Origin of the sequence: Amphibacillus jilinensis Y1, from assembly GCF_000306965.1 — a bacterium.
Classification (GTDB): Bacteria; Bacillota; Bacilli; order Bacillales; family Amphibacillaceae; genus Amphibacillus_C; species Amphibacillus_C jilinensis.
This window is the reverse complement of the sequence record NZ_JH976440.1, coordinates 23653-49414: the sequence shown is the minus strand read 5'-3', so window position 1 is coordinate 49414 and position 25762 is coordinate 23653. Positions and strand designations below refer to the sequence as shown.

The following is a 25762-nucleotide window of genomic DNA, read 5'->3' as shown; positions in this document are numbered from 1 at the left end:
ATTGGCGAAGTATTGAGTGGGAGTAATCTGCAAGGGCCAAATTCCTTTAATGATAAGAGATTTGGCCCTCTTTTATTGTGCTTTTGCTTCATTTTTAATTCAGTTTATAGGCATTGATAGCATCCAAATACCTCTATTTCACTGTATTTTAGTGTTGTACTCTTAAATAGAAATAGTGATAGAAAAAAGTATACTTATGTGAGTATTACAACGTATACTTTTTAAAAAAATCTATTATAAACTTTTTTCCGTATTTTCCTTCTACTTCTTTAGAAATAAGGATTGATAGTCTATCTAAAGATCTTGTTAGTGCAACATAAAGTCTATTTTTTGTTTTATTATCAGTAGTTTTCTCTAAAAAAAGATAGGGTGCTAAATCGGTTGTTAATACAAACAGACAATTAACACCTTCTCGTCCTTTTATACTGTCAATAGAAGATAAAGATATTTGATTTACATTCTCATTGTTGTCATCTTTTAAGGCCGTTATTATTTGAGCGTACATTTTTTTATCATCATTAATCCAGCGATTAATAACTTTCATTGCCTCTTTTTCATTGCCAGTTTCTTCGTATTTCAATATTAGTTGATTTGCTAAGTAGTATGCTGCTTGTTTAATAATCAGTTCATCTCCATCGACAAAATTGTGATTTAACATATTAGTGATTTCATAAAACAATGTTTTGAATTTTACATTTTCGTCACTAATTTTTGATGTTGAATATCTATCATTTTTTTCAGAGATATATTTTAAATCAAAAGTATTTGAAATAAAAAAGTCTGTTATGTTGATATCCGTTTCAAAAAGTAAAGAAATTTTCCCGTATTTTTTTTCAGAATACTGTCTTTCATCTTTCATAACCAAAGTATTTGAAATATCTAAGTGATTTTGAGGACATCTATGACATATTGTGATGTGCTTTATATCATCATCAAATTCTTCTATCAATATTCTTAGTGAATTCGTACCTTTTAAATCTTGTTTTGGATCACCAATTAAGTCTAGTGTGATGGACAGTTCATCTAATTTTCTTAAAATTTCTAGTAAGTTCTTATCTATATCTTGAGCCTCATCGATAAAAATATGACCGCAATATTTTTTGAAATTTTCTAATATAGTTAATCGGGTTTCTCTTTCTTTTTTCTTATCCGTAGACTTTTTATGAATAACCCATTTTGCTCGTTCTGAAAAAACACTAACATGTAAAATATCTTCTTTCTCAAGTTGAGAGATCTTAATTCTTTTAAATGTAGGATTGGAACTTAATTGAATACTTGACACTTGAGTATATTGTTTATTAAATAATAGATAATAATATGGTTTAATAATTTCTTGATTTAAAAAAGAGTGAATGGTGCTTAATTTAATGTTTAGGGGAATACTTCCAAAGTGTTTAACTAGTTTTGATTCGATACTTTCAACAGCATTATTTGTAAAGGTAATACAATATATATTTTCATAACTAGGGATCTTTTGGTATCTATCAATAATTCTTTCTGCCATTTTTGTAGTTTTTCCTGCACCTGCACCCGCTATTTTAATTTTCATTATCTGCTACCTCTTGACTATCAGAAGTTTCTTCATTTTGTTTTTTTTGATCTTTAGACAAAAAATCAATTACGTCTTGTATATGTTTTGGCATTTTTAGTTTTATAAGATTTTGGTCTGCAATATCTTTACATAGTCTAAGCATAACAGATGATTTGGCGTTTCTCCATTTGTCAGAAAGTTCTTCTGGGGTTGTACAATTCCAATCATACAATCTATGAAAATAATCATTTAGTAAATCATAATTATTATCAGTAGTTACTATTTCTGGCTCAAGAGTATACTCGCTTGTAGTCTTAACTTGGATATTCTCATATTCATTATATTTATGGTGGTCATCTCTTGCTTTTGGTTGATCGTCATAATCACGAATAATACCCAATCGATTATCTGTATTTTGATTTATACGCAACCATATATCCATTATGTTCTTAAATCCTTTATGGAATGAAATTACTTCAATATCATTAAGTTCTTCTTTACTGTTAAAGTAAGCACGTATCAATAATTCTTCTGTCAATCCTTCAACTAAGATACATTTTTTAGAGAAGAATAATTTATACAAGTCTAGATTCGGATTTTTAGATAAATAATCTTTATTGTCATCGTCTAATTCTGTAGAAAGAGAGAATGCGTTTCCATCATTTACAATTATAATATTATTGAAATCGAGCTTGTTTACAAATTCAGTACTATGTGTTGAATAAAATAGTTGGACTGAATTGTCTTTATTAGCGAAGTAGTTCATATAACTTGCCATAAGTTTTTGATTATTTGAACATAAGTGTGCTTCTGGTTCTTCCAAAGTAATTATTGAAAACGCAGTGTCAGTTTTCTTTTCAACAAATGAATTAAGAAGAACAAGAAGTAATATCAGATTTCTATATCCTAATCCTTGAGAAGCTAAATGTTCTCCGGAATATCCTAATCTGATACTATTGAGCAATGAACTCATATTTGGCATATTAGGGAGTATTGATATTTTTTCAAAAAAATCTTTTGCATTATCTATTTTTGAATTTTCTTGCCAATTAATTATGTTCTCCATGTCACTTAAACCTTTAAGTTTTTCAAAAAATTTAGTGTATTCTTTTTCAACAGTAATTTTTGATGAAGTATCAAGCTTCATTTCTAACAACTTTACCAAAGATTTAGATCCTAACTTTTCTGAGGATTGAGAGAAATCATCGCGTTCTGCTACAAGAGAAGTATATTTAAATAATTTTAACGAATCATAAGATACACTTAGATTTTTACCTGGAACTTCAATTGTATGCGAATATAAATCAATAGGTAACAAGTTCATTTTTATAGTTTCAATGGATGATTCATCTAAATTCGAGCCATTCTCATAAGAAATAAGAATTTCTTTAACTCGCTCCAATACATCTTTTACGTTTTTGGGAGAAAAGTTATAACTAATCCCATAATTAATGTTACCATCTTGGTTGATTCCAGTTGCTAAATCCTTTACGAAGTAAAGCTCTGTATCTTTTACTTGGAAGTGGACTTCAACCGTAACAGTAGGTATGACTTCTGAAAAATCTTCAATAGCTAAACATTCATTCAAGATATCCTTTTGATTTTCTAATATGAATTTATAATATTGGTCTTTAACTTCATTGTTTATATCAAACCATGATAAATTTTTATTGTTATAACCAACTTCATTTGATAAGAATGGAAGTGTAATCGCTCGTAATACATTACTTTTTCCGCTGTTGTTTTCTCCAATGAAGGACACAATATTACTTAATTTAATATTTATATCTTTGATGTTACGGTAATTCTTAATAATTAAATTTGAAATTTTCACTTACTCCCACATCCTTTATATATATGATTAACTTACATTATATTACAACTTTAATAGTTATTAAATATTAATAGAAAAGACGCTCAATTTTGAACGTCTAAACAAAGTGAATATTAGATTTAGGAAGTAGCCATCTCTAGAGTGAGAAACAAGTCTAATTAAGTGCAAACAATTGCACTTTAATTGCACTTTTTGAATTTTTTAATACGTTTTACATGCTTTGATAGTATCTCAAACTACTTGATAGTACAGTATTTTCGTTTATTTGCCGTACTCTTAAAACAGAGTGGGAATAAGTCATTAAGGGCGTTAGAAGTGAAAACGTTGATTTGACGGCAATTTAAAGGTACGAAAAATGAATAAAACAACTAAAGATAATAGGCTCTCCGCCAAAATCCCGCCAGAGGAAGGGGAGAAAAAAGAGGGATATTGTGTGAAAAACAATCTCTCTCTTTTTAAAGGCCTGTTTATCAGAATTATTGCGATTCTTAAGTTAGTAATATTAATTTTTATCAAAATTTTAGTATCATCTCGTTTCAAAAAAGAGATAGAAAAAACAGTAAACCCATAAGGGATTACTGCTTGAATATTGGTATTAAACTTGATCGGAAAATTGAGTTTTTCTATTTTCCACTAGGGAAGTATACTTGAGACATGATTCTTATTATTGGTTCCTCTGGGTTTTCTACTTGAATATCCAGTATCTCTCTCATTAAAGCCATACAGAATTTTGTTCCTACTTCTTCAGTGATAATATCTTTTAAATAAATAATATTATCATCATATTTTTCGGGAAAGTTCACATCAAAATAGGTCATTTTTTGTTTTTTTTCTTCCCATATTCTATATTTCACTGTACCTTTACCATCAATTTTTAGTTTAATACACTTGTTTAAGAATTTATCTATTTGTCCTACTTTACTCCATGTAGCTAAGTTTTTATTTATATATACTTCATCCCAAGTATCAAAGATGGGGAAATGCAACAATAAATTCCTTATAAAACTAAATAAATCATCTGCAATAACACCTTCAAAATGAGGTCTTCCACCTTTTTTCATCCATTCAAGATAGATTTTTATTGGCTCATAGCTTAATAGTTCTTTGTATATTGAGAAAGCTTCCCTCAGTTTAAAAAATCTTGCATTTGCTTCTTTATTGAGAAAGTCATCATTAACAATTTCTTCAAATAAATTATAGAATCTATTATAAAATAGTAACAATGCTTCTTTTTCTTGTTCATTAGGTTTTATTGACTCTATTTTGCTCCCCTCCTTGCAGATTTTAACTTATCTTTGTTGCCTAATATCCATACTAGCTAATAATCAATATTTCAATAACATTAGGTTCCAATAATTTTAACGGAATGGTAGTATAGATTTTCGATTAGGAGAATTTCATATTGAAGAATTTTTACCAAGTAACAGTAACTCTAATGGCGTCTTTCCACCCACTGTTGTACATCTATCAGTGAAATTTGAGAGAATGAAATCTAAAAAAGGGACACATTCTTGTATCGATTTCCCTATTTTAGGGGAGAATCTAATGATCACACTGTTTTCTCAAAATTGAACGGTTATTAGTTTAAAGCTTTTAGAACCATAAAAAAACGTACAAATATAAAGACCTTATCTATAAAAATATTTTCATTTATTGATCTGATGAACTATATAGCAAAGAGCTAACTAGTTGTTCTTCTGTGCGGAGGTTTTCTAATTCTTTATAATATCTATCTTTAGTAATATTCATACATGCAATTCTATTATCAAAAGTCCTTGTAGTTAAACCATGATCATTATAAAACAAAGTAAAATCATGAATTGTTCCTGCAAGCCCTGAACAAGCTAAGGACCAATTTTTTAATTCTTTGGGAGGGAGATCAAGTTCTGATACTGCAAAACACCATTCATCAATAAAGGGTACTAGTTTGTTCAATTCTTGCACAAATTCATCCTCCGTTTTTGTTTCATTTAAAAACTCATTATAATTTCTAATAACCTTTTCTGATAAAGAGATTAGATTGCTAATTATTTCTTTAGTTTGTGATATGACAGAGATTTCTTCTCCTGTATTATCTTGTTGAAATATTTTTAAGGTGTTGTAGTAAGTATGGAAATTAAAATGTATGTCATTTATAATTTCGCATTTTCCAGATAATCTATACCACCAATTTTTGTCTTGAGTTTCATCTACCCAAGTTGTGTGACAAATATAATTAGTATTAGTTATATCAAATTCATCTCTACCAAAATAGGAGAAGATAATATTTGGTGTTTTATTTTTCCATTTATTTTCTTCACGTTTACCCTTATATATTTCTAACCCACTTACTCTTTTAACTATTTCATGATTTATATTAGAAATTTCTTCAAATGAAAAAGGGCTTTTTAGAATTATTTTAACTGAGTATCTTTTTGCTATAGAGCTATGCGATGGTTCTACATCATAAATAATATAATCCTCAGATTCATAATAATAAGTTTCTGATTGATAAGGGGTGTATGCTTCGACGGGAAATAGAATTGTTCCACCTATATTTGCCCTGAAAATAGGTTTCTGCATTATATCTGGATTGTTTTTATTCCAAACATCCAAGTATAGAAAAAGTAATTTTTGAATATCATACAAAGATTTGTTTCCCTTTTTGATTAATAATCTATCTGTGAGAGCTTCACATAGAAAACTTGTAAATAAGCTAAGTGGTTTAGCTGGGTGTCCCCAAGAATATTGAGTAGCATTACTTGAGGAAATAACTGCATACCCTGTTCCGAAAAAATCAATAACGTTTGCGTTTAAATCAAAAACAGAAGTTTCTTCAACTCTAAAATTTCCAGACATGCAACTATCTAAAATTATTAACTTATTTTTAGAAGATATAGAGTCTAAAAATTTAATAATTACTTGTGTACTAATTGGTTTGTCGCTAAATAATAAATGGTGCTCATCAGGTAAGTTTCCTCCATGACCAGAGAAGTACAAAATAAAAGTATCATCTTCTTTAATGTTGGCTATCATAAGATGGAGTGTTTCAATAAAATCTGATGTATTAACAACACCTTCATTACCTAATGTGAAAATATTTTCTTTTTCTACTGATAATCCATCAATCAAAGCTTTAGTAACAGCTGCTATATCATTAACACAAAAGGGAAGATCGCTTTGCCTGATAGCTGAATAATCACTCACTCCAACAACTAATGCTTTAATCGGCATAAAATATCACCTCCAGAGATTCTATATATGTTAATATTATAGCACGTTGATTATAGAAGAAATATAGTTTTCACTATTGAAAAGACGCTCAAAATAAACGCCTGATTTGGTTTGTCTTCTATAAGATAGGGGAGAAGTGATAAACCTTTATTTAAAACGAAAGCTGAAATAAGAAATCATTCCAGCTTTCCGATTTATTAAAATCAGTGGCACAGTCGTGGCACACTTTATATCAATTTTCATGTTTTTATAGTTTTTGATATTTCCTGAAATCCTATCATATCAACGATATTGCACTATATTGTATTGGCGAAGTACTGAGTGGGAGTAATAATAGGTACCCTAAAAGCCTTGGTAACAAAGGATTTTAGGGGCCTTTTTATTCTTCATGGCACAGTTGTGGCACAAATTGAAATTTGTTGAACAGCGGATAATTTTGTTAGATTATGAATGGAAAATTAATGAATCTCCAACTTACTATAGCTCTTTTTTTAATTCACTGGCTCTATCCACGAGTGATATCGTAAAGGCTGCCCAGCACGGCGCCGACATGCTGGGCAAAGCCTACGTGGTGATAGCCACGCATTCCCCCATTTCTAACACTGGGGGGAGAAAAACTTTGGAAAAAGCAATAGAGAAAAAAGTTGAAAAGCCGAAATGATTTCTCATTCCAGCTTTATAATTTATTAAAGTCCATGGCACATTCCAGTCTTGGCACACTTCGAAAAGTCCTTCTCACAAATTGGTTACTGCTGTAATGTTCAATTTGTGTATCCTTGTTTGTTTTGAACTGAATTACATTACTAACCTATTCTCAACTTGAAAGTTACTGTTTGTATAAAGGTGTCCATAAGTCCCTATGGTGGCCTGTAAATCTTCATTTCCCAATTACTATGGAAAGCGCGTTATTGATGGTATTATAAAATCCAAGAAGGTAGAAGAAAATTAAATACTATTCATCTAAAATATAAAAATATGAACGTTCTCATCAAAATACCTTATAGAAACACTTACCCTTGCTTAATTTTCTGTTCAAGTTTCCTTATCCACATTCGCTTTTAAGCCCCGATTCCACGATTTGGATTTTTTTAAGGCAATAGAGTCTTCTAAAATATCATTTGGGTAATTCCCCTTACCAATTATATAATCAACAAATTCAATTCCTACATAATCAAAAATATAATTGAATTGCTGAATTAGGGGCAATGAAGTAATTTTAGGATCAGGATTTTCTCCAACGACAATTACATATGCACGCTTTTTCATCATTTCTTTTGTAAAATCAAAACGGTCGTCTCTTAAGTATTGGCTCCATCGATCAAAGAATATTTTCATTTGGCCAGACATGCCAAACCAATATAAAGGGGTAACAAAGAAAAGTGTATCATGTTTTAAAAAATCCGAAAATAGCCTTTCATAGTCATCATGAACAGGACTGAAACCTTCAGTTACATGCCTCTGATCCACGATAGGAAAAATGTTATTTTCTAATAAATATATTTTTTCATGTTCTATTCCTTGTAAAGCAACATTTACTAAGTGTTCTGTATTACCATTTCTTCTTGAGCTTCCTAATAATACTAAAGTACTCATCTATTCACATCCTCTTTTTATATCACTTGAATATAGCTTATTTACAGTTTAAAATAAGAAACGCTATCAGTAAAATAGTTATTTCAGATTAATTAGTTCGGTAAAAATGATAATAAAATAGGAAGAGGGTTTTACAGTGGAGCTTCGTCATCTTATAACGTTTAAAACTATTGTGGATACAGGAGGATTTAAGAAAGCTGCTAATGAATTAGGATATGCTCAGTCATCTATTACTGGACATATAAAAGAACTAGAAGAAGAATTGAAGAAGCCTCTTTTTGATCGTCTTGGAAGGAATATATCATTAACTCAAACTGGCAAAGACTTTCTTCCTTATGCTTTGGAAATTATAAAACTTTACTCTAAATCGCAAGAAGTGATACACACATCAGATGGTCCTTCTGGTCAGCTGATCATTGGAGCAAGTGAGTCATTAATGATTTATTGGTTGCCTACTATTATTATGGATTTTATGGAGAAATACCCAAAGGTAGAGCTGACAATAAAATCAGTGAAAGACGGCAATCTTTCTTCTCAATTGAAAAATAATGAAATTGATGTTGCACTTTTCGTTGACTTACCTCATTGGCAATCAAAAGAATTAACAATAGAAAAAATACAGGATACTCGACTTTCCTTTATACAATCTGCCAAAAAACAAAACCAGCATTTTTCAGGAAAAATGCTGGTAACCGAATACTCATGTAGCTGGAGACCAGCAGTAGAAGAAAATATAAAAAATGAAGAGTATGGTTCGTTAGCGAAAATTGAATTGCCCAGTGTAGAGGCAATCAAAAAGTGTGTTCTTTGCGGACTCGGAAAATCTATACTTCCACATTTTGTTGTTAAAGAAGAGATAGATAACGGAATGCTGGAAGAATCAGAAGTTACTGGACGATATAAATTATTGAATATATACACCGTGACTCATAAAGATAAGTGGATATCATCAAACTTAGAAGCATTTCTTTCCCATTTAGTTGAATTGAAATAATGCCGACTGAATTGAAGAAAATGAGGAATAACAAAAATAGTAAAAAAGCACGTATTCAAGATAAATTAACAAGAATACGTGCTGCTTGGTTTTCACTCTGCGACAGTTATCAATAGAGAACACACCATCGTCAAAGTCAATATCTTCCCACTGAATTGCAGTGGGTTCTCCAATCCGCATACCTGTCGTAGATAAAAATCATAACGAAATAAATAAAAAATGTTGATAGTAAGCTTCCCAATAAAAAAGAGAAGTTCTTTTCCTAATTATTCCTTTTATTTTTTATCACATTTCCACCAACTTTCGCTGGATTACTTTCAGTTAGTCGTAAAACAATAGCTCGATCCATTGATACGAATTATCGCTTCAAATGGCTTTCTCTACAATTAAACTGCGAATAAAAGAGGTGTGTAATTGAAAAGAAGCATAACGAGGACTATTGCCTTTTGCGTTTTAAACATAATATGTGCAGTTGTTTATGTACTCTCGGTGTTTTTAAGATTGGATATTCTTGAGTTTTTAACCTTTTATGGGAGCTGGCTTCTAATATTGCTTAGCCTTATTTATTATATTAATCTTATAGTAGTTACTAAGCCTTTAAAATTTCCAAACAAGGTTGTGATAAGAGCACTAGTTTTTCTTTTATTAGCTACTTCTATTTATTCAAATTATTTTGCTGTGAATAGAACAGTGACAATATCTATTATAGTCGCAAAGTTGGCTGAAGAGCATGGTAACTTTTCTTTTATTTTAGAAGACCCAGAAACAGGGCGAAGAGACGTTATAGATAGAGAACCAGATAATGACCAAAAAATAGTCTTTACACATGATTTTATTGATGACTACAATTCTAATGAACAGTATGCAGTCTTTTTCACATATATTAACCTAGGTGTGTTTGGTTTTCATTATAAAGTGCACTCAGTTTCCTAGTTGTGAAATGAGAAGATCGCTAATTTTAACATAAAAGTCATATAATATTGCGTCATTGTATTCTAATAAGCTCCTGTTCTTTGCTCAAATGAGTATTAGTATTACAGCAAAACAGCACCTTTAAGGGCGAGATAGCTTTGAATTTAATCATAAGTTATATTGAGAGATTATTTTCATATGTGTATGATGAACTTGCGATAAGCAATCAAATGCATACACCTCACCTATCATTTATTACGGAATAAGGGAGATTTTATTGTGGACACTTTGTTTCTTGTTTTTAATATGTTTATAGCTGTTTTCGTTATTATCCTGCTTATATTTACTTCCATAATCATCTATATAAAATTACTAAACAATAGGCACTATCTTTATTCCTTGCTGCTTTTGTTATATCCATTTTCGTTCACAGCTGCAGGAGTTTTCTTATAGCTCGTGGTTCAGCAACAAACCGTGAGGACTTAAATTCTCGTTTGAAAGCTGGTGAAGATATCCATATTCTTTCCGCTGATGCTGGATTTGACTTTACTTTTTGGGGTTATGTTTCCTTGGCAACAGCATTAATTTTATTACTCATAGTCGTAATCTTAATTATGGCTAGATTAGTGCAAAGCTATAAGAGTTAGTCGTTTCAATAAAAAGAAGCTAACTATATGTTTTAGCGTCAAAATTAGTATTTTCTTCATTGTATACTTGGGAAGGGCAAATAGCTTGATGTTTTGAGGTTTAATCATCAAGCTATTTTCTTTAGGCGCTATAATATTTGTGTTAGGATTCAGATTAACTTCTGAGAAGTATTGGTTAATTAAGTTTACATTTTCTTAAGATTTTCTTCGCTACACTACATGTGCCCGATTAAATTAAATATTAAAATCCCTGCAACCAAAGACACGGCAAATAGCGTTGCTCCCATCCACTTTAATATAACGCTTTGGTTTTTAAAACCTATAATAAACATAATGATGGAAAGAAGAAAGACAATTCCTATTATCGAAGATATTCCCATGATATACCTCCTTTCAGTTTAATCTAACTTTATTAACATGATTTGCACGACTTGATCATTATAATATAAAAATTCTATTTTTATATTATTTTCCTTATCTTTATATAAAAGGATGTTTCCAAGTTCGCCAGTTTTATTAATATAATTTTCCCCATAAAGCTCTTTGACTTTTGTAAGTGAATCCCCTACTTTTATGCCTCTATCAGTGAATGTTTTTTCATTTTCACTCACTATAGCAACGACACCTTCTTCTTGTAACTTAATGTGTAACTTGTTAAAATTCAATTCTTTTTGGTATTTAATAGACTCTAAAACTATGACATTGTTAACCTTTTGTTGTGCACCAAAGTCTGTCTCAAGTTTTTTAATATCATTTGAAATAATTTTTTGATCTATTTCAAGTGTACCTAACGAGCTATTTAAGAGCAGTGTGTCTTTCAGAAAATGTTCTTTGACATCATCCTTGTAGAAAAAAGCAATACCTATTAATATGAAGCAGAGAATAATTATTAGAGTTACTTTTATACTCATATATTTATAAACAAACAATGCAATCAAAATTATTAAAATGATAACAGCAAGCAGTAAGTTAATAGGACTTCGCTCCTCACATCAAAATTTTTCAGTTCCAAAACCTATATATTCATTGATTTTTTTATTATTTGAGGTCATAGTTATTAATTTTTGAAATATCTCTACGGTAGAAATCTTCTATTATTCTAGCTACAATACCTGATAATATAGCAGTGGAAAATGACGTGCCTTCTACAACATTATTATTAGGATCTAAATTAGTTCCAGATAATATAAAATCTAATCCAAATCCATAGCTCGAATATTCCCATCTTTAATAGTTTTGTCCTAGAGCACCAACTCCTATAACAAACTCTGATGAAGCAGGAAAGTCTACTGTGTTACTCCACTATTTCCAGTAGCAGCTATAACAATAATATCTTTGGATAACAGGTGTTCTTATCGTTACCTTAAGGTGTCTATATTTATATAAACAATGGATGAAACATCTCCAAGCGAATTGTATATCAGTCCCAAAGGAAAGTGTAGCACAATATCATCTCCAAAAACATATGAAGAAGATGAATATTAGATCATCGATAGAAATAGTGTTTTGTCGGATAAATATTGGCCCTTTTATTTGCGGGATTTTCAAGCCGATGATAGTGTTACCGATGTATGATATTCCCTATGATGAGTTAGACTTGATTCTTAAACATGAGCTGATTCATTATAAGAAAAAAGATTTATGGATAAAGAGAGCAATGTTACTTGCCAAGGTTCTGCATTGGTACAATCCATTTATTTATATCCTGCAAAAGGAAATCAATAAATGGTGCGAGATGTCTTGTGATGAAGATGTTGTGATTAACATGTCTCGTGCAGAAAGAAAAAAATATGGTGAAACCATCTTAAATACGATGTATAAGTCTAGACAAGATACAAATTCTTATTTTCTAGGGGCATTTTTTTCAACAGGGCAAACGGAGCTTAAACAGAGATTAATGAGCATGTTGGAAGTGAAAAAAGTAAGCAAATCTATTGTTGCTTTATCTGTTGCTATCTTATTTACCATGGGAGGTATTGGAATGGTAAGTGCAAATTTTGCTCATCCCAACATATCTATCATTTCAAAAGAGCTACTGCTAAAAGTAGATAACAATAAAGCAATAGATATTTTAGATAATGAACTACAAAAAGAATCTAGAGGTTATTATGAAATAACTTCTGTAAAACAATTAAATGAATCCAAATTTTAGGGGGGATCTTGTGGAGGATTTCTGAAACAAGTGGAAAACAATGAAGTTATTTTAGAAGAAGGGTAAAATTATCTATGAAACATAACTTTTCTTATTCAAATGGAAAGTTTTTCTCTCAAAATATATATTAATTGAATTTTCTGCACATAAAAAGACTTGTGTTCAGATTTTTATCATTAAAACGCTCACCTCAAACTAGAACGTAGAGCAAACCGGCGCTCATGGCACCATCACCAATCAGTGGGGGAGCGCAAACACTCACTAATTGGTGGTTTGTTTTATATCCCCTTCATCCAGGTAGAATAGATCATCTATATGATAGACACCATAAGGTAGCGTTGAATAAATGAATTGTTTAACAACTAAAACGGTTATATAAGCTGTCATCAGAGCTTCATTGTTCGCATACCAGATCTGGTGCGTTTCGTTTACGCGATTGTCTTCGCTATTCATAGCTTCTACCTTTATTGCACATATATCTGAACTTGACGTAATATAGCGAAAGCTTTGAATGATTTTAATCAACCCATGCTTTATCCAGTCGTACTTGAGGAGCGACGTTATTCTGCAACGATGAAGAATGGCTAGCAAACGATTAACCAACTCCACATCAAATGTAAGGTAGGTTTGTATCTCACTAAGAGGCATCTTTCGTTGCAGAACATGCTGATCTGAAAAATTAAATAGATAGCTACTTTTTTTGCCTAACTTATTAAAATAAGTAATCTTTTTTTCTGAAAAATTTCTGACAGTTTGTGTAGCGCCATTCTTTTTAATCGTGTAAGATTGATTCATTTGGTCAAGCAACCATTCAATCGCTCCGACGCCATGTTTCTTGCCTAACCCCAATAAAATAGATATATGTAATGCCTCAATAGGTTCCATTTGATCCATAAGGTGTTTAGCAAGTAAATTAGAAAGACCTGGAGCAAAACCTACGCTCATGATAACGGTAGATTGTTGCGCCAAAGGTTCAAGCTGCTCGATTTGCTTGTGAAAAGCAAAATGAGCGGTTATATCAATATAGTGAATATGGTGCTCTAAGCAATACTGCACTAAAGCTGTATGCTTCTGATCGATACACATGATAACTAAATCTGCTTGTAGGATGGTTTCATAACTTTTGGGTTGTTGTATATCCATCTCCACAGGATGAGCCTTGGGCCCAAGTTGCTGACAGAAAGATTTAGCTTTTGCTAACTGTCTTCCAGCAATCAACATTTGTAAGTCTGTTGATTGTGCTAGTTGCCTTGCGATATTACCGCCTACTTCACCATAACCACCGATAATCATTACAGCATTTATCATGTTTTTGCCCCCCTTTTTGCTACATATCCTTCAACGGCATAGCTTTTGAAATAAGGAATAATGGTTTCGTAGCCATTTCTCTGTAAAACTTTTTGCAACAGAGAAGGAGATAGCGGATGTGTTGTCTTGTTAAACGACGTAGCGAAACGTTCACAGTCAGCAACTGAAATATTGTAAAACTTCATATGTTGAAGCCAAAATGGAATGGTCTTCGTTTTCTCTTCTTCCATAATTGCTGAAATAAACAGAAGTCCTCCTACTTTTACTTTTTTACTGATTTCCTCTAAAAATGCTTCTTTCTCTTCTTTTAAGAAGTGGAGCACTAAATGGCAAGTCACTACATCATATTCTTTTTTGTCGGAAAGATTATCTAGTGTTGTTTCTTGCCAATCTACTTTTAATGCAACATGGCTTATTCTTTTTCTAGCAAGTTCTAGCATAATTTCGGAAGGATCTAAAGCTGTATAGAAAGCTTGTGGATAACGATTTCCTAGTATAAGTAATTCCTGTCCCCCTCCAGCTCCTACAACCAGTACTTTCTTAGGTGCCAAGCTCGCCTCAATAATAGCTAACATTTGTTCATAGATTAAATCGTATCCAGGAATTTTATTGCGAATGGCTTGTTGATATTTTTTAACGGTTGGACTGTTCCAATTAGCACTTTTCATTTGTTTTTCTCATCCTGTCCTGCCTTTTTTTCTGGGGCGGTCTGTTTGCCAATTTCATTATTACAAGCTGTTAAACCAAATATCAGCGATAACGTTCTCTTCACTTCTAATCCTCCTACTGTTATAATTTATATTGATAATCATTATCAATTATAGAGTGTTATCATATAAAAACTATCCCATGAATAAGGGGGGACTTAATTGTTGCAAGCTATCGGTTATTGGAAGGAGAAGTCAAATAGTATTTGGCGTAGTAGTCCGGATTCTTATCTATATAGAAAAAGCATGATGAAGCGTTTAAAGCAGCAGATTTCTTTCGATGCGTATTGTTGTACAGCAGTAAATCCAATGACATTAACGACAGTTGGCGCAATAACAGAAAGCTCTATTGAACCTATTCATCAAAAATTATTAACTGCTGAATATCTTAAAGATGATGTACACTTATATCGAGATTTAGTAGAATCTTCTGTTAAAGTTGCTCGATTAAGTGATACCTTTGGTATACAGGAAAGTAAACGTTATACCGATATATTACAGCCACAGCAATTCTCCGATGAAATGCGTGTCACTTTAATGTATAAGAAAAGATGTTACGGGTTTTTAACACTGTTTAAAAAAGAGGGAAAGCCAAATTTTACTGATAAAGAAATGTTACTTTTAGAAGGCTTATCTTCAATTATGGGGAAAGCATTAAGAGATTACTTTTATATGGAATTAGAAAACAACTCAAAGTTCCTATACACTGATCCCGGCGTAATGATTATAGATCAGCACTTATCACTACAATCAATGAATGAAGCCGGTAAACGATATATCACCTTACTGCAAGAGCTTGAACATGCTGAACAGCTAACGCGTCTTCCTAAACCGATTCAGGCTATGTGCTTTAGACTTCTAGCTCGGAAAGAAAAAACGCTGAGACTTTTTATTCCGATAGCAAATAAAATACACTTGGTAGCATCGGCGTCCTTTTTGCAAACCGATGTTTCAGAAAATGAAGCCATTGTTATCATCATAAATAGAGCTTCTGCTAGAGAAATGCTAGAACATTTACTAGAAACATATGCTTTGACAGATCGAGAGCAGCAGGTAGTAAGAACGAGTTTACAAGGATATACTACAAAAGAAATTGCAAAAGAGCTTAATATTTCCTCCTACACGGTTCAAGATTACTTTAAAGTTATTTATGATAAGGTTGGTGTGACCACTAGAAATGAATTAGTTTGGAAATTATTTGCAAAATATCAATGAAGTTCAGCTAATGTAGGTAAGAATGTCTTGTCTCAACTATATGGGTAGAGTTACTGTAGTGTTAGTTCCAATGACGAAACGGATTATCATTTTCTTTGTGAAATATTCATCCTAGATAACCGTCTATTGGATTCATTTTATCATTATAAAGGATTTTTTATGGTGGTTTATGTAGATTGATGTAGATATATGGTTAAAAAGAAACTTTAATGTAAAAAAATAGGGAATGGTTTTAATTGACAGGATTCAAACGGTTAATTAGTATATAATTGTAAATGTAGATATTTTATAGTTTGTACTTAGTTATTTTTTAGGTAATTCAAGCTCGGTTCTTTATAAATTCCATTATTTTATAAAGACAGTCTCGACATAATTGTAAATATTCTTAATGTATCTGCATTTAACACTCGGATGAAAGGAGTGAGACCATGACTAAGATTGTAGGATTAATCGGTTGTAGTATGCAAGCAGCTGGTGTTATTTTAGCTGTTCTAGATGTTGCAACAGTTATTTCTGTACTAGTCTCCTTGACAGGCATAGGTGCCGCGGCTGGCGCGATCATTATAAGTTATCGTGCAGCTATTATGGCAACTGCAAAGGCAGTAGGAAAACAAGCAGCCAAAGCTATGTAGAGTAGGTAACGTAGAATTAAGTTACTAGAATCCCTTTAAAGGGGTTCTAGTAACCATTTTTCTTATTGTATCAGAATTATGAAAACTTTATTTTAAATAAACAGAATTCTGTGAATGGAGAAGATAATGATAAGTAATAGTAGCGTGGATAAAGATAAATTAAATTTTTACATGATTTTAATGGTATTTCTTTTATTTCTCATATTAACATCTATAGTTCAAACAGATTACATTGTAGAAAGTAATATGAGTTTCTTTGTAGATGAAATAGATTTAGTTCAAGATAATATCCTTTTCATAAAATTAATTGCTGTCATTATTCAAGTTATTATGGCACTGCTAAGTGTTCTATTGGATATTGTAGTTCTTACTATACTGACATACTTAGTATTAAGAAAAAAAACGCTTTTCAGAATCTATAAAACGCCCGTATTATTTGGGAATTTTATAGCTGTAGTCATTACTCAGTTATTAATATTTTTAGTCAATGATTTTAATTTTATTACTTTGCAAAAGCTCAGTGTTATTCCATTAGCATTGCTTGCAAAAGTTATTTTTATTTTTTGTTATCTATATAAAACCAATGATACCTTTGATAAAAAAGGTAGTATCATTATCTCAACAATTTACTTTGTTGGATCATTTCTGTTGTCTTTAATTAATGTGTTTACAATATGAATAAAACGAGGAGAAAGAATATGACGAAGGAACAACGAAAAGTGTTTGTTACGGTTATGGTAATTGGAGTAATTACCATAGTAATTGGCATAATGAACATTGTCTACGTTTCTTTTTTTAGGTGATGATAAATGAGAGAAGATAATTCATTAAAGGTTTATGCAAAAATGAATCGTATTCAGAAGAAAAGGGAAAGAAAATATCAATTAAGAGTCACGCTAAGAAAGTTTATATCTTTTTTTCATGAAGAAGATGTTGACAAAGTTATTAAATTCTTAAACATTGTTTTTGAACTATCTCGTCACATAGGATCGATAATCATAATGCTTATATATATTGTGATTAATTACAAGTTCTCATCAGTTCCGCTTGCTTTTGGGGCAGCTACATTGTTTTCTTTTCTACTTTTCTTCTATGAATATAGCCCTGAAGTTATAAAAGAAATGATCAGAGAACTAACATTCATAAATATTAATCTTAAAAAATTTAACTTAAAAAATAATAGCAAGTTATTTCTGTATAAATGGAGAGTTTTGTTCGGTAATAAAATCTTAATGGCAAATATGTTTTCTTTTATGACGCATATTTATAAGGGAACCCCTGTATGGTTGTCAGCTTTAGGAACCGCAATTATGAGCGGCATATTAGTCTTTATAACAATTGTTTTCTTATACATAAAGTTATTTAAAGCAGAAGGCCACGTACCTATAAAAGGGAAAGATCAAATTAAATCTCTTGCATATAGAATTGATGGACTTGAGTACAGACAGTCTCCCTTTAAAAGAATTAGTAATCTCTCTGAGCTTATTCATACGAGCTTCTATCGATCAGATTATAAAAAAACGGTTAATGTATTGGTTATTATAATTTCTTTATTAATGATCACAACATTTATTTATTCACTTCTTTCAGAGGATGCAATAAATTATATTAGTGTCGTTACTTTTTCAGTATATCCAACTATTCTAAATCTTTTTTTTGTTAGAATACTGGCTAATGCTTTCTTGTCGGATAATATAAAATACGCAAATTTTTATTTGATTAAAAAATTTAACTTACAAAAAGAATACGACAGAATCATTTTGAAAGTTCTATTAAAAAATACTTTCCCTATAGTGTCTTTATGGGTTATCTTCTTACTAGCGGTCAATCGCTGTAATTTATTTAGTGTGGTACTTTCGCTGTTAATTTGTGTTCAGTGGATAGTGATCGCTACTATATTAGTTAAACGATGTGTCAAATCTTATCAATATGATTTTGATGATCTTCAATTAAATCTAAATAGTTTAGCTATGAATAATGTTTTGGAAGATTATTTTCTTTTTGGGCTCCCTATTATACTTTTAAGTTATTTAATCGTATTAGTACACAGATCACAGTCTTTGTATATGTTTACAGTGTTCATGTTTTTATACACCATTGCAGCTGTCTTATATTTATTGTTATTATACGCAATTGAAAGAAGGGGAAAATTTGTACAACATAAGTAATATTTCTAAGAAATTTGAGAGTAAAACTGTTTTTGAAAATATAAGTATAATGATTCCCGATAAGTCAATTGTTTCTCTGATCGGAAAAAATGGAGTAGGAAAAACAACATTATTGAATATCCTTGCTGGGATATCGAGGATGGATGGAGGAGATGTGAATTATAACGGGCTATCTATTGTAGATGATTATGATAAGTATATGAAGCAAGTGACTTTAATTAATAATAGTAACTTTCTTTTTGAATTCTTAACGCTAGAAGAGCATTATGAAGTTGTTTGCTCCCTATGTGAGGACTTGGATAAAGAAGAAACAAAAACTCTATTTCTTCATCTAATTTCCATTATGGAAATGGAACCTTATAAAGATACAATAATAAGAAATCTCTCGCTTGGTACAAGACAAAAGGTTTTAATTATCATTAGCCTGATAACCTTTCCTAAGATTATCTTATTTGATGAACCTTTTGTGAATTTAGACCATTCATCCGTAAACGCCTTACTAATTTTTCTCACAAACTATATCGAGGATAAAGCTGGTATTATTATCTTTTCTACGCATTCTAGTGATCAGAGGTTAACTAAATTCACTTCACATATTCTGGAGATAGAGGAAGATACCAAAGTTACATTTAAGATACAGGAGAAATCAAACTAATGAAAAAGATATTATTTAAAATCTACCTATGTTTGTTCATTTTAGCGAGTATTTCATTCTTGTTAGGATATATGATTAATATCCCTTTGGAATATTCTCCTAATCTACAATTGACCTTTTCGGAGATACTTGTTAACAATATGTTTGTTAACTATCGTGCAATATTTTTAGCTGTTTTATCTCTAGGAATTTATTCTCTTATATTTGTTGTAAATGAATTACTTTTTCTTGGTGTGGTTATTAAAAGCCTAGCCGTTGAACAATCTTTAGGGTATGCCTTTTCATTTATTGCTTTTCATGGAATTGTCGAAATACCAACAATCATACTTGCGGCCACTATAGGTGTGAATATTTGGATAAATATTATCATGTTAATCAAGAAGAAGATAACACTACATAAACTTCTGAAATTTAACGGTTTTCTTTTACTTTTACTTATCGGATTTATAATTCTAGCGGCACTAATGGAGTCATATGGAACGACATATATTCTAGAAAAATTTATTTTGTAAAGAGTGGTGTAATATGATACTAGAACTAAAGAGTGTTTCTAAAGAATATGGGAAAGAAATATTGGTGCGCAATGTAAATATGAAAGTGAACGAAGGTGAGATTGTCGGATTAATTGGTCCTAATGGTGCCGGAAAAACGACAATAATGAAAATGATGTGTGGAGTCACGAACCCGAGTGAGGGAGTTATAGAAATAAACCAAAAAAGCATTGACTACTGGAAGTCTTTAGGCGAAATACCTGTCAATTCTATTATTGAAACTCCCACTATGTATAACCACCTTTCTGGTTACTTAAATTTAGAAATTGAAGCGCTTATGAAAGGAATAGAAAAAACAAAAATCAGAGAAACTTGCAATCGTGTTATTGCTGATGTGGGGCTTGATGTACAGAAAAGAAAGAAAGTAAAAAAGTATTCATTAGGAATGAAACAAAGGTTAGGTATTGCAATGACAATGATTAACTCACCAAAACTTGTTATCTTAGATGAACCGATAAATGGCCTAGATCCCGAAGGAATTAACTACGTTAGAAATTATATAAAAAAATTGTCAGAACAAAAGGTGGCAGTAGTTATTTCTAGCCATATTCTAAATGAATTAGAAAAAGTTTGTGATAAGCTGTACTTTATCCAAAAAGGAGAAATAGTTAAGATGATCTATAAGTGCGATTTTAACAACAATCTAGATGAACTATATGAACAAATAATAAAATATAAAGGTACCGATAATGAATAATATAATGAATTTACTAAAGTGTGAGTATAGAAAATTAGTTGATCTGAAGAGATTGGTTGTTATTGGTTCTTTGACAATATTACTTATATCGCTTTATTCACTTTTGTTTTCGAGTGAACCTATTTCAGAATGGAAAGAAAGTGCTGGAGAGATAAGGGTTTTACAGAAAGATGCGATTGAAGCGCTCGGCCAGCAGTCGGATGATTTAGAACAAAATGAGACGGTTAATACACAAATAATTAGGACTATAGAAACTGAAATAGATTTAATTGATTATAGTATTAAGAATGATATCCCTTATCGGCCTTCTAATGTATGGTTTTTTATGACTAAACTTGAGATGTTAACACTTTTTATTATTTTTACGAGCCTACTATTAGGAAGTAGGGTTCTGGCGGTAGAGGATGAGAATAATACATGGATAAATATTATAAAGAGTTGTAATAATCGTAGCAGTATCATAGCTGCCAAGGTAATTAGTGCCATTATAACAGTGGTTACTTATTTTCTATTATTCTATATTATCGGTTTTATTATAGGGTTAATACGATTTGGAATTAATGGAAATGATTTCGTTACAGTTAGATGGGTTGACGGAAGTTTTGAAATGGAAAATATGATTGTTTCCTTTATTAAAACCATTGGATTAGGTATGACAAAGGCGATATTCTATACGGTTTTGATTAGTGCTTTAAATATTGTCATAGGAAAAAACAAAATTTGTGTTTTTATTGGCATTTGTCTAGTAGTATTTAATGAATATATAAGTGCATTTCTGGCTAACTACAAATTAAATTCTATATTTCCATTTAAATATTTGGCTTATAACGTGGATCACTTAAACACTATACAAGAACTTGTGCCTTTTCTGCTTGTTCTCGGATCATATGCACTTGGTTTTATTCTAATAGCAACTTATTTATTTAAGAAAAAAAGTTTTTAGTGTCTAATCTTAGAAGCATGAATTATCCATTTAATCAAGTTTGAACCGCGCTCTGCATAAAATATTTTTACCGTTTCTAATGGTTGCTTTACGGTTGCGAAGGCAGGTTGAACTAAAGTTTCGTCCTTGTGCTTTCCGGCACTATAACCAACGATTTCCCTGTTATATAAATCTGGTAAGCAACCATAGTCCCAATACTTGCCTACTTTAACATGTGTTAAATCACTTACCAATACAGACATCGCTTCATCGATATCAAATTCCTGTTCTAACAGGTTTGTAACCGCTTCTTCATTTGGCTGAGTTTATAGGATGCCTCTGCATAGTAGAATTTTTCTGACGAGTTGACAAATATACGAAATATCAAGTAAATTCTATATGTAAAGTAATTACCGCACCAGTGGATCATGAAAGTCGTTAAAGAGTGAAGGATTAAACCATGATGCGTGTATATTTTACTGAAAATAAAATGCTGGGTAGAATCTATAGGATAATATCGGTATGATTTTGTACCGGAATTCACCAAAAGTACAAAAAGACATGATCAATACCCAAAGGAGAATCGCGATGGCAAAGAGTAAAGCAAGAAAGACAAGGGAAAAGTTGGTCAGAGAAGGTTATCGAGATCCTGCTAAAAACAGGGGGATCTATGCCTTAGGAGATTTAAGAACAAGGAAGAGTAAAACAAAGCATGAAAAGCAATATCAAAACAAATATGGAGAGCTGTCACCCATTGATAAAAGTCAAGTGGATGATAGCTCTTTTTTGTTATCTTACATTTACATAAGCTTAGTAAGATTTTGTAGAATGAGCGAAGGCACTCACTCAAATCCATCTAGGCTCAAACGCATGATCATGCGAACGGAAAATGAGGGAATACTAGTGATCCACTTCATTCGGGCTCAATCTTGGTTGCGCTGTTGTAACGCCCATTCTTTTTTTAGAATGGCATATTGATATGTATTTTCATATTTCGGTGTACCATCGGCATGATTAACAAAGGATATAAATTCCTGAAAACATCCTTCCTTGCGCATGCCTAGGCGTTCACACAATTTTTGGGATGGAAAGTTGTCATCCTCAACATAAGCATAGATTCTTCGTGCCTCTTTTTGGTCAAATAAGTATGTAAAGAGTGCTGAGGCTGCTTCTGTCGCATAGCCTTTCCCACCGTAGTTTTCATTAAATTGCCAGCCGACTGCGTATGTATCAGGTTTTTTAAAATCTGCAAACACATGGCCAATTACTTTATTATCCTGACTTAATTCTATCGCAAGTTGAAACGCGTCGTTACTTCTTTTTTTTGCCTCTGAAAGGGCTTCTTCTAATGTATTTATCTTTTCTTTTGAAAAGCAATTTACGCTTGGTTTAGAAAGGTAATCAAATAAATCTTCTGCATCTTTCTCTTGGAAATTTCTCAATATTAAACGCTCTGTTGTTATTTTTGTCATGATAAGTGGTAACACTCCTTTTTCAGATAGTGTTATTTAGGATAGCACTATAGTTAAAATAAATCAAAATTTATACATTATGATTAACCTTTATTCTTAAGGTTATCAAATCCTTGTTGATGTGCAAGGGAGGTGAGTCAAACGTCCGCCTCAAAATAGAAAGCAAAGCTCATCTATTTAGACGGGCGTTAATGGCCTATTGATTCAAATGCCTATTGGATGTTTGAGTGTTTTAATTGAAATATATCTTCAAATGATCTATTATGGATATTAGTTATCCATAATTAAAGGTGCTTTGGAAAAAGGAGGGTGGATAAACATGCAGTTTTCTAAAAGCACTGATTACGCTCTACATGCTTTAATTCATTTGGCTCAGGTAGAGGGTCGTAATAACATTGGGGTTAAGGAGTTATCTGCAATACTTAGTGTGTCAGAAAGCTACTTATCCAAAATTATGTCTAAGTTGAGGAAAGAAGGTATCGTACGTGCAGTATCCGGGGTGAAAGGTGGGTATGAGCTTGCCAAGACAGCTGAAGAGATTACCTTTCTTGAAGTAATTCAAGCCATTGAGGGAAGACAGCAAATGTTTGAATGCTCTAATTTGAATTCAAAACAGCATCAGTTATTGGCTGAACTGCATCATATTGAGGCAAAGGTAGCTGATCGGGGTGAATGTTTGGTGAAGAAGGTGATGGATGGTGCTGAACAGCATCTACATCAATATTTACGGGAGCATACGATTCAGTTTATCTTGGATCAGGCGACTAAGCGTTGTAACTATTCGATAAACAAGAAGTAATACACTTCTTGCTTTTTAATTATGGATATTAAAGATCTGTGAAAGGTGAGATTAATGATGGGAAAACAAATGCTTGATGTAGCAATTATTGGCGGTGGTCCAGCAGGATTAAATGCAGCTTTAGTTTTAGGGAGAGCAAGGAAGAAGATTGTAGTCATTGATGAGGGTAGTCCGCGTAACATGGTCACGCATGCCTCTCATGGATTTCTTACTCGAGACGGTGTAGCTCCAAGTGAATTTCGAGCGTTGGCTAAGGAAGAGATCAGCGTATATCCATCCATAGCGTTTATCAAAGATATGGCGATATCAATTGAAGGAAGTGACGGTCAGTTCCGAATTACAACTAAGCACGGAGAAAGTTTTATAAGTAAAAAAATACTATTTGCGGTCGGTATGAAGGACCGTCCACTCACTATACCTGGGTTGGCTGAGGTCTATGGTAAAAGTGCCTTTGTCTGCCCATATTGTGATGGATGGGAATTACGAGATGAACAGCTAGTCATTATTAATAAAGGAGCAGAGTTGATGCATGCTGCTCCACTCATATCAGGATGGACGAACCAGGTGACGATTTGTACCAATGGTCCGGATCAATTAACTGATGACGAGCGAAAGGAGCTCGAACAGCATCAAGTATCTGTGTTTGATTCGGTGATTAAACAGATTGACTCAAATGACGGAATCGTTGAGCAAGTTGTTCTCGAAGATGGAACAGTTATTGCATGTAGAGGGATCTTTTTTAAGCCGGACCTCGTTACAGGCTCGGCGTTGCCTCAAGCATTGGGATGTGAAATTACAGAAGCAGGAATGATAGTGACTGACGATTTTGGAAAAACCACTATTTCAGGTGTATATAGTGCAGGAGATGCAGCTTCAAAGCTTTATCAGACGATTGCAGCTGCTTCGATGGGGGCATTAACAGCAGTAGCTATTAACAATGAACTCAATATTGAGACGTGGAAGCGTGCTAAATAAAATGAAAAATCAATAAAAAATAATAAAGGTGGTTGAATGCTATGAAGGAAATAGATAGAAAGTTTGCTAAAAAGGTTGAATTCCTTGATAATCCAGAAAAAAGAGGAGACTTATCACCAGAAAAGCTACTAAATCTACTCCCAATTAACAAACATGATAAAGTATTAGATCTGGGGGCAGGCACCGGCTATATTACCATCCCAACTGCTAAAATGGTAGAAGGACCTGTTTACGCGCTAGATATAGACGCAAAAATGCTAACCATCATCAATGCTAAAGCAAGAGATGAGAATATTACTAACATCCAAACACTAGAAGGTAGTATTAATGATTTTCATCTGCCAGATCATTCGATTGACTTGGTTCTGGCTTCATTAGTATTACACGAGGTTGAACCATTGTCTCTTGCCCTTAAGCGTATTAAACAAGTATTGAAAGCTGATGGTCACTTTGTATGTGTAGAATTTGAAAAGGAAGAAAACCCTAACCACAGTCATCCTAGAATTGCTTCTCCTGTTATGGAAAAAGAAATTAAGAATGCCGGACTAAGCATCACGAAAAAGTTACAGCCGAAAGATGGTATTTACATCATTATTGCTAGGAAAAATAAGTAGTATTTATTAGCAGGGTGTGCATCATCATATGAGTAATCAAGCATGTCGAACTAAATAAAATGGGAGAAATTTAATCTATCTTTAAGGCGGTAATCTTGTAATTGTTATGGCATCTCGAACATCATCCAGGGCATCTCTATTTTGTTTGATGCTAGTAAAAGGGAAACACAG

27 protein-coding genes and 1 pseudogene are annotated in these 25762 nt (G+C 32.1%); 16 read left to right on the top strand and 12 right to left on the bottom strand.

The features are described from left to right. Positions 1-205: 205 nt before the first annotated feature. Positions 206-1549: a UvrD-helicase domain-containing protein gene (locus tag B494_RS0115010; protein WP_017473204.1), complete on the bottom strand. Its 1344-nt coding sequence runs from the start codon at positions 1547-1549 to the stop codon at positions 206-208. Beyond that, a complete protein-coding gene (locus B494_RS0115005; protein WP_017473203.1) occupies positions 1539-3365 on the bottom strand; it encodes an ATP-dependent nuclease in 1827 nt (608 codons plus the stop codon). Before B494_RS0115005 ends, B494_RS0115010 begins: the two co-directional genes overlap by 11 nt. Positions 3366-3720: 355 nt before the next feature. Here B494_RS0115005 and B494_RS0115000 point away from each other — a divergent pair, with 355 nt between their 5' ends. Continuing rightward, positions 3721-3936, top strand: a complete 216-nt coding sequence (locus tag B494_RS0115000) for a hypothetical protein (protein ID WP_017473202.1) — start codon at positions 3721-3723, stop codon at positions 3934-3936. Positions 3937-3988: 52 nt separating this feature from the next. Here B494_RS0115000 and B494_RS0114995 read toward each other — a convergent pair whose 3' ends face one another. Then, complete coding sequence (locus tag B494_RS0114995; protein ID WP_017473201.1) at positions 3989-4588, bottom strand: hypothetical protein; 600 nt, start codon at positions 4586-4588, stop codon at positions 3989-3991. A 427-nt stretch (positions 4589-5015) separates the two neighbouring features. Then, positions 5016-6578: a caspase family protein gene (locus tag B494_RS0114990; RefSeq protein WP_017473200.1), complete on the bottom strand. Its 1563-nt coding sequence runs from the start codon at positions 6576-6578 to the stop codon at positions 5016-5018. Positions 6579-6966: 388 nt separating this feature from the next. Here B494_RS0114990 and B494_RS0114985 point away from each other — a divergent pair, with 388 nt between their 5' ends. Then, positions 6967-7239, top strand: coding sequence for a hypothetical protein (locus B494_RS0114985; protein WP_017473199.1), 273 nt, complete (start codon positions 6967-6969; stop codon positions 7237-7239). 371 nt (positions 7240-7610) lie between these two features. Here B494_RS0114985 and B494_RS0114980 read toward each other — a convergent pair whose 3' ends face one another. Then, the gene (locus tag B494_RS0114980; RefSeq protein WP_017473198.1) at positions 7611-8171 is read right to left on the bottom strand and encodes a flavodoxin family protein; all 561 of its coding nucleotides are present in this window, start codon (positions 8169-8171) and stop codon (positions 7611-7613) included. A gap of 136 nt (positions 8172-8307) precedes the next feature. Here B494_RS0114980 and B494_RS0114975 point away from each other — a divergent pair, with 136 nt between their 5' ends. After that, entirely contained in the window at positions 8308-9165 is an 858-nt protein-coding gene (locus B494_RS0114975) for a LysR family transcriptional regulator (protein ID WP_017473197.1), read from the top strand. Between the two features lie 108 nt (positions 9166-9273). On the opposite strand, the pseudogene B494_RS21500 reads toward B494_RS0114975, so the two are convergent. Next, positions 9274-9520, bottom strand: a pseudogene (locus B494_RS21500) (site-specific integrase); the annotation flags it as partial. 59 nt (positions 9521-9579) lie between these two features. Between B494_RS21500 and B494_RS21355 the strand changes: the two are divergent. Further along, a complete protein-coding gene (locus tag B494_RS21355; protein ID WP_017473196.1) occupies positions 9580-10098 on the top strand; it encodes a hypothetical protein in 519 nt (172 codons plus the stop codon). 841 nt (positions 10099-10939) lie between these two features. Here B494_RS21355 and B494_RS21030 read toward each other — a convergent pair. Beyond that, positions 10940-11104: a hypothetical protein gene (locus B494_RS21030; RefSeq protein WP_017473194.1), complete on the bottom strand. Its 165-nt coding sequence runs from the start codon at positions 11102-11104 to the stop codon at positions 10940-10942. Between the two features lie 18 nt (positions 11105-11122). Further along, positions 11123-11635, bottom strand: coding sequence for a hypothetical protein (locus B494_RS0114960; protein WP_017473193.1), 513 nt, complete (start codon positions 11633-11635; stop codon positions 11123-11125). Positions 11636-12063: 428 nt separating this feature from the next. On the opposite strand from B494_RS0114960, the gene B494_RS19565 reads away from it, so the two are divergent. After that, complete coding sequence (locus B494_RS19565; protein WP_083855808.1) at positions 12064-12876, top strand: M56 family metallopeptidase; 813 nt, start codon at positions 12064-12066, stop codon at positions 12874-12876. 261 nt (positions 12877-13137) lie between these two features. Here B494_RS19565 and B494_RS19560 read toward each other — a convergent pair whose 3' ends face one another. Together B494_RS19560 and B494_RS0114945 are read right to left on the bottom strand one after the other, a co-directional pair. Next, positions 13138-14184 (bottom strand): saccharopine dehydrogenase family protein, encoded by a 1047-nt coding sequence (locus tag B494_RS19560; RefSeq protein ID WP_017473191.1) that lies wholly within the window; start codon positions 14182-14184, stop codon positions 13138-13140. Beyond that, positions 14181-14852 (bottom strand): class I SAM-dependent methyltransferase, encoded by a 672-nt coding sequence (locus B494_RS0114945; protein ID WP_017473190.1) that lies wholly within the window; start codon positions 14850-14852, stop codon positions 14181-14183. The genes B494_RS19560 and B494_RS0114945 overlap by 4 nt, the downstream gene beginning before the upstream one ends. A 201-nt stretch (positions 14853-15053) precedes the next feature. Here B494_RS0114945 and B494_RS0114935 point away from each other — a divergent pair, with 201 nt between their 5' ends. The 8 genes from B494_RS0114935 (at position 15054) to B494_RS0114895 (ending at position 21752) form a co-directional block, all read left to right on the top strand. Then, positions 15054-16106, top strand: a complete 1053-nt coding sequence (locus tag B494_RS0114935; RefSeq protein ID WP_017473188.1) for a helix-turn-helix transcriptional regulator — start codon at positions 15054-15056, stop codon at positions 16104-16106. Between the two features lie 428 nt (positions 16107-16534). Continuing rightward, positions 16535-16738 carry a hypothetical protein gene (locus B494_RS0114930; RefSeq protein WP_017473187.1) on the top strand — a complete coding sequence of 68 codons (204 nt, stop codon included), beginning with the start codon at positions 16535-16537 and terminating at the stop codon, positions 16736-16738. A 126-nt stretch (positions 16739-16864) separates the two neighbouring features. Next, entirely contained in the window at positions 16865-17416 is a 552-nt protein-coding gene (locus B494_RS0114925; RefSeq protein ID WP_017473186.1) for a hypothetical protein, read from the top strand. Between the two features lie 131 nt (positions 17417-17547). Beyond that, complete coding sequence (locus B494_RS0114915; RefSeq protein ID WP_017473184.1) at positions 17548-18906, top strand: hypothetical protein; 1359 nt, start codon at positions 17548-17550, stop codon at positions 18904-18906. Beyond that, positions 18890-19561: an ATP-binding cassette domain-containing protein gene (locus B494_RS0114910; protein WP_017473183.1), complete on the top strand. Its 672-nt coding sequence runs from the start codon at positions 18890-18892 to the stop codon at positions 19559-19561. The genes B494_RS0114915 and B494_RS0114910 overlap by 17 nt, the downstream gene beginning before the upstream one ends. Beyond that, positions 19561-20073, top strand: coding sequence for a stage II sporulation protein M (locus tag B494_RS0114905; RefSeq protein ID WP_017473182.1), 513 nt, complete (start codon positions 19561-19563; stop codon positions 20071-20073). The genes B494_RS0114910 and B494_RS0114905 overlap by 1 nt, the downstream gene beginning before the upstream one ends. A gap of 13 nt (positions 20074-20086) precedes the next feature. Then, positions 20087-20809 (top strand): ABC transporter ATP-binding protein, encoded by a 723-nt coding sequence (locus tag B494_RS19555; RefSeq protein WP_017473181.1) that lies wholly within the window; start codon positions 20087-20089, stop codon positions 20807-20809. Next, positions 20802-21752: an ABC transporter permease subunit gene (locus B494_RS0114895; protein ID WP_017473180.1), complete on the top strand. Its 951-nt coding sequence runs from the start codon at positions 20802-20804 to the stop codon at positions 21750-21752. The genes B494_RS19555 and B494_RS0114895 overlap by 8 nt, the downstream gene beginning before the upstream one ends. On the opposite strand, the gene B494_RS19985 is transcribed toward B494_RS0114895, so the two are convergent. Together B494_RS19985 and B494_RS0114885 are read right to left on the bottom strand one after the other, a co-directional pair. Then, entirely contained in the window at positions 21749-21994 is a 246-nt protein-coding gene (locus B494_RS19985; protein ID WP_017473179.1) for a hypothetical protein, read from the bottom strand. The two genes, B494_RS0114895 and B494_RS19985, sit on opposite strands and share 4 nt — an antisense overlap. Positions 21995-22654: 660 nt before the next feature. Next, positions 22655-23203, bottom strand: coding sequence for a GNAT family N-acetyltransferase (locus tag B494_RS0114885; RefSeq protein ID WP_017473178.1), 549 nt, complete (start codon positions 23201-23203; stop codon positions 22655-22657). Positions 23204-23522: 319 nt separating this feature from the next. Here B494_RS0114885 and B494_RS0114880 point away from each other — a divergent pair, with 319 nt between their 5' ends. From B494_RS0114880 to B494_RS0114870, 3 genes are read left to right on the top strand one after another with little or no spacing between them, the layout of a single operon-like run. Further along, positions 23523-24002, top strand: coding sequence for an RrF2 family transcriptional regulator (locus B494_RS0114880; RefSeq protein WP_017473177.1), 480 nt, complete (start codon positions 23523-23525; stop codon positions 24000-24002). Positions 24003-24059: 57 nt separating this feature from the next. After that, complete coding sequence (locus tag B494_RS0114875; protein WP_017473176.1) at positions 24060-24977, top strand: NAD(P)/FAD-dependent oxidoreductase; 918 nt, start codon at positions 24060-24062, stop codon at positions 24975-24977. A gap of 41 nt (positions 24978-25018) precedes the next feature. Beyond that, positions 25019-25591, top strand: coding sequence for a class I SAM-dependent methyltransferase (locus tag B494_RS0114870; protein ID WP_017473175.1), 573 nt, complete (start codon positions 25019-25021; stop codon positions 25589-25591). Positions 25592-25762: the final 171 nt, after the last annotated feature.

What these genes read in the sequence shown, in the direction of transcription:
- B494_RS0115010 (WP_017473204.1), bottom strand. Translation starts at nt 1,549, where the DNA reads ATGAAAATTAAAATAGCGGGTGCAGGTGCAGGAAAAACTACAAAAATG.
- B494_RS0115000 (WP_017473202.1), top strand. Translation starts at nt 3,721, where the DNA reads ATGAATAAAACAACTAAAGATAATAGGCTCTCCGCCAAAATCCCGCCA.
- B494_RS0114990 (WP_017473200.1), bottom strand. Translation starts at nt 6,578, where the DNA reads ATGCCGATTAAAGCATTAGTTGTTGGAGTGAGTGATTATTCAGCTATC.
- B494_RS0114985 (WP_017473199.1), top strand. Translation starts at nt 6,967, where the DNA reads ATGGCACAGTTGTGGCACAAATTGAAATTTGTTGAACAGCGGATAATT.
- B494_RS0114980 (WP_017473198.1), bottom strand. Translation starts at nt 8,171, where the DNA reads ATGAGTACTTTAGTATTATTAGGAAGCTCAAGAAGAAATGGTAATACA.
- B494_RS21030 (WP_017473194.1), bottom strand. Translation starts at nt 11,104, where the DNA reads ATGGGAATATCTTCGATAATAGGAATTGTCTTTCTTCTTTCCATCATT.
- B494_RS0114960 (WP_017473193.1), bottom strand. Translation starts at nt 11,635, where the DNA reads ATGAGTATAAAAGTAACTCTAATAATTATTCTCTGCTTCATATTAATA.
- B494_RS19560 (WP_017473191.1), bottom strand. Translation starts at nt 14,184, where the DNA reads ATGATAAATGCTGTAATGATTATCGGTGGTTATGGTGAAGTAGGCGGT.
- B494_RS0114945 (WP_017473190.1), bottom strand. Translation starts at nt 14,852, where the DNA reads ATGAAAAGTGCTAATTGGAACAGTCCAACCGTTAAAAAATATCAACAA.
- B494_RS0114930 (WP_017473187.1), top strand. Translation starts at nt 16,535, where the DNA reads ATGACTAAGATTGTAGGATTAATCGGTTGTAGTATGCAAGCAGCTGGT.
- B494_RS0114925 (WP_017473186.1), top strand. Translation starts at nt 16,865, where the DNA reads ATGATAAGTAATAGTAGCGTGGATAAAGATAAATTAAATTTTTACATG.
- B494_RS0114915 (WP_017473184.1), top strand. Translation starts at nt 17,548, where the DNA reads ATGAGAGAAGATAATTCATTAAAGGTTTATGCAAAAATGAATCGTATT.
- B494_RS0114905 (WP_017473182.1), top strand. Translation starts at nt 19,561, where the DNA reads ATGAAAAAGATATTATTTAAAATCTACCTATGTTTGTTCATTTTAGCG.
- B494_RS19555 (WP_017473181.1), top strand. Translation starts at nt 20,087, where the DNA reads ATGATACTAGAACTAAAGAGTGTTTCTAAAGAATATGGGAAAGAAATA.
- B494_RS0114895 (WP_017473180.1), top strand. Translation starts at nt 20,802, where the DNA reads ATGAATAATATAATGAATTTACTAAAGTGTGAGTATAGAAAATTAGTT.
- B494_RS19985 (WP_017473179.1), bottom strand. Translation starts at nt 21,994, where the DNA reads ATGTCTGTATTGGTAAGTGATTTAACACATGTTAAAGTAGGCAAGTAT.
- B494_RS0114885 (WP_017473178.1), bottom strand. Translation starts at nt 23,203, where the DNA reads ATGACAAAAATAACAACAGAGCGTTTAATATTGAGAAATTTCCAAGAG.
- B494_RS0114880 (WP_017473177.1), top strand. Translation starts at nt 23,523, where the DNA reads ATGCAGTTTTCTAAAAGCACTGATTACGCTCTACATGCTTTAATTCAT.
- B494_RS0114875 (WP_017473176.1), top strand. Translation starts at nt 24,060, where the DNA reads ATGGGAAAACAAATGCTTGATGTAGCAATTATTGGCGGTGGTCCAGCA.
- B494_RS0114870 (WP_017473175.1), top strand. Translation starts at nt 25,019, where the DNA reads ATGAAGGAAATAGATAGAAAGTTTGCTAAAAAGGTTGAATTCCTTGAT.